Annotated in this window: 1 protein-coding gene; it reads left to right on the top strand. The window is 59.8% G+C overall.

Annotated features, from left to right (window positions below):
• Positions 1–634 precede the first annotated feature (634 nt).
• Positions 635–889 (top strand): WGR domain-containing protein, encoded by a 255-nt coding sequence (locus EOA29_RS37295; RefSeq protein WP_127222448.1) that lies wholly within the window; start codon positions 635–637, stop codon positions 887–889.
• Positions 890–1141 lie beyond the last annotated feature (252 nt).

Genomic DNA, 1141 nt, shown 5'->3' with positions numbered 1-1141 from the left:
GGCTTGATGTAGCGCGGCCAATCGCAGAGGCTGCTTTAAAAACAGCCTCGTAGCCGCTTTCTGAGGTTCTGCGGCAAGCGTGGTTTTGGCCGTCAAGGTGTCAGCCGGTCGGCGGTTCGCGACCAGAGAATGGCTTCAACCCGTCCGGGGGCCAGTCGGGTCGGCTTCCTGTGGACTTCGCAATCCAGGCGATTCGGCGACGATGCAGGACAACAATATAATTCGGGTCCCCGGCTCACCATTGCTGCGCTCGGTGACGCTTAGCAGGTCGGGCGTGCCGGCTTTACGGCGAGGTCGCAACTTACCCCGAAGGCGCAACGATCAAGATCGCCGCGAAGAGGGCTCATCGTCATGGCGGGTTTATCTGCGGCGGTTCATGAGAGAAGGGCGGAAGCCCGCCCTCAGTCGGACCGCACCCGTCGTCGGCGAAAGCGCCAGGACGAGAATGGTGAGAGCCGACGCCGCGTGGCTGTCGCTAGAAGCAACGACGCATCCTTTGTGCGATCGCGAGCTTCGGCGCTAGCATTTGGCGATACCCGTGGCCGGCGACCCATCACCGCAACGAATCGGTTGAGCCGGTTCGATTCAAAGAACGCATTGGACTGCACCTTCAAAGAAGGCGAAGTTCCCGGCCATGGAAAACGGAGAGGCAGGCTCGGTTCACTTTCGCCGCATAGAGCCGTCGCAGAACATGCGGCGCTTCTACACGCTTTCCATCCAACCGACCTTATTTGGTGGGGCATCGGTTATTCGTAACTGGGGCAGGATTGGAACCAACGGTCAGTCGATGATGGAAACCTTTGACAGCGAGGACGATGCGGTCACCGCGTCAATGAAGCTTCAGCGTGCCAAGAGCCGGCGCGGATATCGCGCCAGCGATCCGGCTTGAGAGTCGTGAATGTCACGCTCAGTCACGGTCTCGAAATATGCATGATGCAAACGTGATAGCACGCTCTCCGCCTCGGCATGGCGCGGGGTTCGTGACCGTTGGGCAGCTCTTTTCGATGCGGTTCCTGCTACCCGCTTGCTCGCGCCGAATTCCCAACTTTGGATCGAGGCCGGCGTGATTGCCGGCATTCTGGCACGCACTCAGAATTTCCAGCCCTATCAGCGCAAGGAATGCCTCAACGATGCGCTGATC

Source organism: Mesorhizobium sp. M1E.F.Ca.ET.063.01.1.1, assembly GCF_003998155.1.
Lineage (GTDB): Bacteria > Pseudomonadota > Alphaproteobacteria > Rhizobiales > Rhizobiaceae > Mesorhizobium.
This window is presented reverse-complemented; position numbering and strand designations above follow the sequence as displayed.

Excerpts from the sequence above, each read along its gene's own strand:
- EOA29_RS37295 (WP_127222448.1), top strand. The coding sequence starts at position 635 with ATGGAAAACGGAGAGGCAGGCTCGGTTCACTTTCGCCGCATAGAGCCG.